Origin of the sequence: Kitasatospora sp. NPDC059408 (genome assembly GCF_042751525.1) — a bacterium.
Classification (GTDB): domain Bacteria; phylum Actinomycetota; class Actinomycetes; order Streptomycetales; family Streptomycetaceae; genus Kitasatospora.
In genome coordinates this window covers 1-6,317 of the sequence record NZ_JBHYWI010000167.1, presented here as the reverse complement: position 1 = coordinate 6,317, position 6,317 = coordinate 1, and the positions used below count along the sequence as shown (strand labels likewise).

The 6,317-nt window shown below is 75.8% G+C and carries 3 protein-coding genes and 1 pseudogene; 2 read left to right on the top strand and 2 right to left on the bottom strand.

Annotation, left to right across the window (positions count from 1 at the left end):
• Positions 1-168: 168 nt before the first annotated feature.
• A pseudogene (locus ACFXDE_RS43575) lies at positions 169-1,476 on the bottom strand (PP2C family protein-serine/threonine phosphatase); the annotation flags it as partial.
• 147 nt (positions 1,477-1,623) lie between these two features.
• Complete coding sequence (locus ACFXDE_RS43570; RefSeq protein ID WP_380499756.1) at positions 1,624-2,985, bottom strand: NAD(P)/FAD-dependent oxidoreductase; 1,362 nt, start codon at positions 2,983-2,985, stop codon at positions 1,624-1,626.
• A 580-nt stretch (positions 2,986-3,565) separates the two neighbouring features.
• Here ACFXDE_RS43570 and ACFXDE_RS43565 point away from each other — a divergent pair.
• Together ACFXDE_RS43565 and ACFXDE_RS43560 are read left to right on the top strand one after the other, a co-directional pair.
• Positions 3,566-4,438: a TetR/AcrR family transcriptional regulator gene (locus ACFXDE_RS43565; RefSeq protein ID WP_380499755.1), complete on the top strand. Its 873-nt coding sequence runs from the start codon at positions 3,566-3,568 to the stop codon at positions 4,436-4,438.
• A gap of 391 nt (positions 4,439-4,829) precedes the next feature.
• A partial coding sequence (locus tag ACFXDE_RS43560) for a sigma-70 family RNA polymerase sigma factor (RefSeq protein WP_380499754.1) occupies positions 4,830-6,317 on the top strand: 1,488 nt, incomplete at its 3' end.

Sequence of the window (6,317 nt, the reverse complement as noted above, 5' to 3'; positions counted from 1 at the left end):
ACCCAGCCCGGACCGGGAAGTGGTGTTTCAGAGGATTGGCCGCCCCGGGACCGTCCGCGCCGATGCGTGTCCGGTGCTCCCTGTCAGGCAACTCGAAGAACTCTAGACCTCTCCGGAGACCGAGTCAAGCACGGGTTCCCGCTCCTTGGGGGCCTCCTCCGGGGCCTCCTCGGCGGTCTCGCCGGCCGGGAGCTGGAAGGCCAGGACGGCCACGTCGTCGTCGTGCTCCGACGTCACGCCCATGGCTCGCAGCAGACGGGCGCAGATCACCTCGGGGGCGCCGATCGCGCCGGTCAGGGTGCGGGCGAGGAGGTCGAGTCCCTGGTCGATGTCCTCGTCGCGGCGTTCGACGAGTCCGTCCGTATAGAGGACGCCGGTCGTGCCTGGAAGGAGGCGCAGGGTGTGCGAGACGTGCAGGCCGCCGCCGGTTCCCAGGGGCGGGCCGTTCTGCTCCTCGCTGCGCAGGATGGTTCCGTCGGGGCAGCGCAGGAGCATCGGGAGGTGGCCGGCGGAGGCGTAGGAGAGGGTGCGGCGCTGCGGGTCCCAGACGGCGTAGGTGCACGTGGCGATCTGGTTGGCGTCGATCTCCATGGCGAGGCCGTCGAGCAGGCGCATGACCTCGTGCGGCGGGAGGTCGAGGCGGGCGTACGCGCGGACGGCGGTGCGCAGCTGGCCCATGACGGCGGCGGCGCGCAGTCCGCGGCCCATCACGTCGCCGATGACGAGCGCGGTGCGTCCGCCGTCGATGGCGATGACGTCGTACCAGTCGCCGCCGACCGCCGCTTCGGCGCCGCCGGGCTGGTAGGTGGCGGCGACGCGGAGGTCCGCGGGCTGGTCGAGCTTCTGTGGGAGCAGGCTGCGCTGGAGGGTGACGGCGGCCTCGCGCTGGCGGCGTTCGGCCTCGCGGAGCCGGGCGGCGGCGAGGACCTGGTCGGTGACCTCGGCGGCGAAGATGAGCACGCCGGCGGGCGGGCCGTCGATGGGGGCGTCCCGGGAGTCGCGGACGTCGCGGGGGTCGCCGGCGCCGAGCGGGACGCAGGAGACGTTGTAGTAGCGGTTGCCGGTGAGGCCGAGGATGCAGCGCGCCTTGACGCTGCGGGGCCGGCCGCCGCGGATGACCTGGTCCATGAGCGGCAGGACGCCGAGGGTGGCGAGCTCGGGCAGGGCCTCGCACGCGGGCAGGCCGGTGGGGCGCTCGCCGAAGAGTTCGCGGTAGGCGCGGTTGGCGTAGGCGAGCTGGTGCAGGGGGCCGTAGGTGACGGCGACGGGGGCGGGGATCCGGTTGAGGACCTCGCGCAGGTGCTGGGGTTTGTGCGGGTCGAGGAGTTCGGCCGCGGTGGCGAGGCTGGTCGGGTCGCGCGGGCCCGGGACCACGACGTCGCCGGAGGGCACGCCGTCCTCCGTGCCGACCGCGGTCTGCGGGGCGGCACGCCAGGGGACTCCGGTGAGCCGGGCGCTCCAGCGCATGAGGTTCAAACGACGGCCGCTTCCTCGTTTTCCAGTCATATCATCACTTTTTGTGTACACATCAGCACACGGGGTAATGACTCGGTTGGGGCTGATCCTGTCAGGCGGAGGGCCGATTCCGGAAGTCGCGCGCGCTCGGCGTGGCCGTCCGGTCCGTCACGCCGGGGCGTCCGGCCCACGTTCGGGGCCCGGTCCGAACCCCGCCTCGAATTCCGAACGCGGGTGCTCCAGGGTGCCGAGCGAGACGACCTCCCGGGAGAACAGCCCGCCCAGCACCCAGTCCATCAGCACCCGCACCCGCCGGTCCGCGCTCGGCAGCCGGCGCAGGTGCCGGGCGCGGTGCAGCCACCAGGCGCGGCGTCCGGTGAGGCGCCCGCCGCGCCGGGTGTGGGCGACGGCGCGGCGCAGGCCGAGCGAGGTCGAACAGGCGGCCGGGCCCGGCCGGTAGGCGGCGAGGTCGGGCGAGTGCGGGCCGCCGTCCAGGGCGACGGCGACGTTGCGGGCGAGCAGTTCGGCCTGGGCGAAGGCGTGCTGGGCGTTGGGTGCGCAGGGGGCGCCGTCCGCGTGCGGGTCGGGCACGGCCGCGCAGTCGCCGGCCGCCCAGACGCCGGGCAGCGCGCGTCCGTCCGGGCCGACGACCTGGAGGGTGGGCAGGCAGCGCACCCGGCCCGCGGTGTCCAGCGGCAGGTCGGTGTCGCGCAGCAGCGGGGACGGGCGCACCCCGGCCGTCCAGACCAGGGTGCGGGCGGCGAAGCGGCTGCCGTCGGACAGGGCGACGACCTGGCCGGCCGCCGATTCCAGCGTGGTGCGCAGCCGGACGTCGACGCCGCGTTCGCGCAGCTGGCCGAGGGTGTGCATGGCGAGTTCGGGCGACTCCTCGGCGAGGATCCGGTCGGTGGCCTCGACCAGCACCCAGCGCAGGTCCTCCGGGGCGACGTTGTGGTAGCCGCGCACCGCGTACCTGGCCATGTCCTCCAGCTCGGCGAGCGCGCCGACGCCCGCGTACCCGGCGCCGACGAAGACGAAGGTGAGGGCGGACTGGCGCAGGGCCGGGTCCCGGGTGGCGGACGCGAGGTCCAGCTGTTCGAGGACGTGGTTGCGCAGGCCGACCGCCTCGGCGACGGTCGAGAAGCCCCGGCCGCACTCGGCGAGGCCGGGCACCGGGGCCGTCCTGGAGACCGAGCCGGGCGCCACCACCAGGACGTCGTACGGGAGTTCGATCGGCGTGGGGGGCTCGCCGGGTGCCGCCGCGTCGGCCAGGGCCCGGCGGGCGGCGTGCTCGATCCGGGTGATCCTCGCGGTGAGCACCCGGCAGTCCGGCAGGGCCCGGCGGAGCGGCACGACCACGTGCCGCGGGTCGATCGAGCCGGCCGCCACCTCGGCGAGCAGCGGGTGGTACGTGAGGTAGGCCTGGGGCTCGACGACGGTGATCTCCACCTCGCCCCGGCGCAGCCGGTCGCGCAGGCCGCGCTGGAGGTGGAGCGCGGTGGCCGTCCCGGCGCAGCCGCCTCCGGCGATCAGGATCCTTATGGTGCACCTCCGGACGGTGTCGCGTTCGTGTGGTGTTCCGTCCCGGTCACGGAGTCCGGGCCGTCCCCCGTTCGGGGGGTATCCCCCGACGCGCCCCCCTATGAAGGACCGTGGGGGGCCGTCTTGTCCACAGTCCGTACGGGGCCGGATGCGGCGCGAGTGACCGGTGTGGCCAGTTGTGCTGTCCGGGTGACTTTCTGACGCACTTTCGGCTTCGGAGAGCCGTGAACTATGGTCGGATTGTGTGCTGGAGCGGCCACCGCCATGACAACCGGCGGCGACGCACCGTGGAGCGGCCACTACGGCCAGTTCCAGCGTTGGCGCGAGAACCCGACTGCGGGACAGTCATCCGGGGAAGGGTAGTTCCCGGACGAGGCCCCGGACGGTGCCGACGCACCGAGCCGGACGCGTGGCCCGGCCCGGTGGCACGACCGTGGTCACCGGAACGGGACGGGCGGCACGAGCAATGGGTCATCAGGTCACTTCTGACGGGCTGAGCTTGCACCGGGGGGTGCAGGGGCGGGCGACGACAGGGTCCGGGATCGGACGCCTGCGGGGGAGAGTTGAGATGATGGAGCAGGAACAGATGTTGGGGCGGGCGGGTGCACCGCACGTCGTCCAGGGCACGGTGCCGGAGCAGCGCGGGCCGGTGGAACTGCCGCCGCAGCACGGGGTGTCGGCGGTCTCGTACGCCGGTGTCCCGTACCGGGCGGAGCCCTTGCAGGCCGCCGTGCCGGGTGCCCGGCTACGGGTGGACGCGCGGCGGAACCTGGAGAGCGTGCTGCGCGCCGCCCGGGAGGTGTTCGGCGAATTCGGCTACGGCGCACCGATGGAGGAGGTCGCCCGCCGCGCCGGGGTCGGCGTCGGCACGGTGTACCGGCGCTTCCCGAGCAAGGAGGTGCTGGTCCAGCGGATCGCCGCCGAGGAGGTGGCCTGGCTGACGGCACAGGCGCGCGAGTCGCTGTACGGCGGCGGCGGTGCCTGGGAGTCGCTGGCCGGGTACCTGGCGCGCGCGGTGAGCACGGGCGCCGGGCGGCTGCTGCCGCCGGAGGCGTTCCGGTACGCCGAGGAGCTGGGCCGGGTGCCCGAGCAGCGGGCGCCCGAACAGGCGCTCGCCGCCCGGTTCGACCTGCGCGGCGACGAGGCGCGGACGGCGGCCGACGCGACGGCGGCGGACGCCGATCCGCGGCTGCTGCTCCAGCTGCTGGCCGCCCTGGTGGCCAGGGCGGGCGCGGCGGGCGAACTGCGGCCGGGCGTCACGGTCGCGGACGTCGTCCTGGTGCTGACCGCGTCGGTGCCGGTGCACGCGGCACGGACGGTGCCGGCGGTGACCGGGGTGCCGGGCGTCGTGGTCGGCGGGCCGCAGGCGGACGGGCACGCGGTGGCCGGGCCCTCGGACCGGCTGCTGCAGATCCTGCTGGACGGCCTGCGGGCGCGTTGACGGCCCACGGGCGGGCTCGCACCCGCCGGGGCCGGTGATCCCGGGCACGGCCTGCGGGTCGGCCCGGCACGGCGGGCTGCCGTGACCGGTAAAGGAGTTGGACGAGTGACCGGCGCGCGGGCACTGGGCGCGCGCCGGGTGCAGGCGTCGCACAACCGGCTGTCGTGCGCTGGGCGAACACCTCCGCGACGTCCCCTCGGAAGAGTGGGTACCGGCCGGTCCGGCTACCGCCCTTCCCTGCGCTATGCCATCCTTTGCCCGTGGTTGGAGCCAATGTCCCGATGCGCGCCCTTCGAGCGCCGTCGGCGCCGTACGACGGGGGACCGTGCGCCCACGCACGCCCGCGTGCTCTGCCGCGCTACGGGGGCTGTCGTGGAGGCTGGGGTCCGTTGTGAGCGCCGAGGAACAGAACGACTACGGATACGGGCTCGACTTCGGCCGCGCTGACGGCCGTGCCGACGGCCGCGCCGGCGGTCACGCGGGCGGTTCGCCGGACGGCGCCGTCGGCGGTCACTCCGGCGGGCCGGCGGAGGGGTCCGACGCGTCGTCCTCCGGCGCGTCCGGCCGCGCGTCCGGCCAAGTGCCCGGCGGCGCGCCGGGATCGGCCGCGGGACCGGCCACCGGCCACGTCCCCGACCAGGCCGGGATGCCCAGCCGCGAGTCGCTGTCCGCCTCCGCCGCCGCCCTCCCGTCGGGCCGGGTGCCCGGCCAGGCACCGGCCGGCCGCGGCGGCGTCGCCCCCGAGGCCTTCGTCGGCGGCAGCCGCCGCGCCCGCCCCACGGTGCCCGCCCCCGCCGACCCGGTCGACGGCGAGCGCCCGCCCTCCGACGCCGAGTTGACCGCCCGGGTGCGGGCCGGCGACGACACCGCGTACGAGGAGATCTACCGCCGGCACGTCGACTCCGTCCGCCGCTACGCGCGCACCTGCTGCCGGGACAGCTTCACCGCCGAGGACCTCGCGGGTGAGGTGTTCGCCCGCACCCTGCAGGCGCTCAGGGCGGGCAAGGGCCCCGAGTTCGCCGTCCGCGCCTACCTGCTGACCGCCGTGCGCAACGTCGCCGCGGCCTGGACCCGCAGCGAGCGGCGCGAACAACTCGTCGACGACTTCGGCGTGTTCGCCCAGAGCTCGGCCGCCGTCGTCGACCTCGACCTGGCCGACCCGGGCGCCGACGCCTGGGCGATGGCCATGGCCGACCAGCGCATGGTCATGCAGGCCTACGCCGAACTGCCCGAGGACGACCGGGTCGTGCTCTGGCACACCGAGGTCGAACGCGAGTCCCCGAAGACCGTCGCGGTGATGCTCGGCAAGACCGCCAACGCCACCGCCGTCCAGGCCCACCGGGCCCGCGACCGCCTGGCCGCCGCGTTCCTCCAGGCCCACGTCTCCGGCAGCCAGGACAGGGCGTGCGAGGGGTACGCCAACCGGCTCGGCGCGTACGCGCGCGGCTCGCTGCGCAAGCGGGCCTCGGCGGACGTCGGACGGCACCTCAAGGAGTGCGACCGCTGCACGGCGGCCTACCTCGAACTGTCCGAGATCAACACCGGTCTGCGCGCGCTGCTGCCCGGCGGGGTGCTGGTCTGGGTCGGCGTCGGCGGGTTCGGCGCCGCCGCGGCCGCGGTGGGGGGTGCCGCCGCGGTCGGTGGCGCCGCCGTCGGGACGGCCGCGGCGACGGCCGGGTCGACGGCGGGCACGACGGCGGGCACGACGGGAGCCGCCGCCGGGTCCGCGGCCGGTACCGGTGGTGCGGGTGCCGGAGCAGGTGCCGGTGCCGGCGCGGCCGGTGCCGGGGGCGCGGCCGGCGGGAGCGGGTCCGGGGCGGCGGGGGACGCGGACGCGGTGGGCGCCGCGACCGGGGGCCGGGCCTCGGGCGAGGCCTGT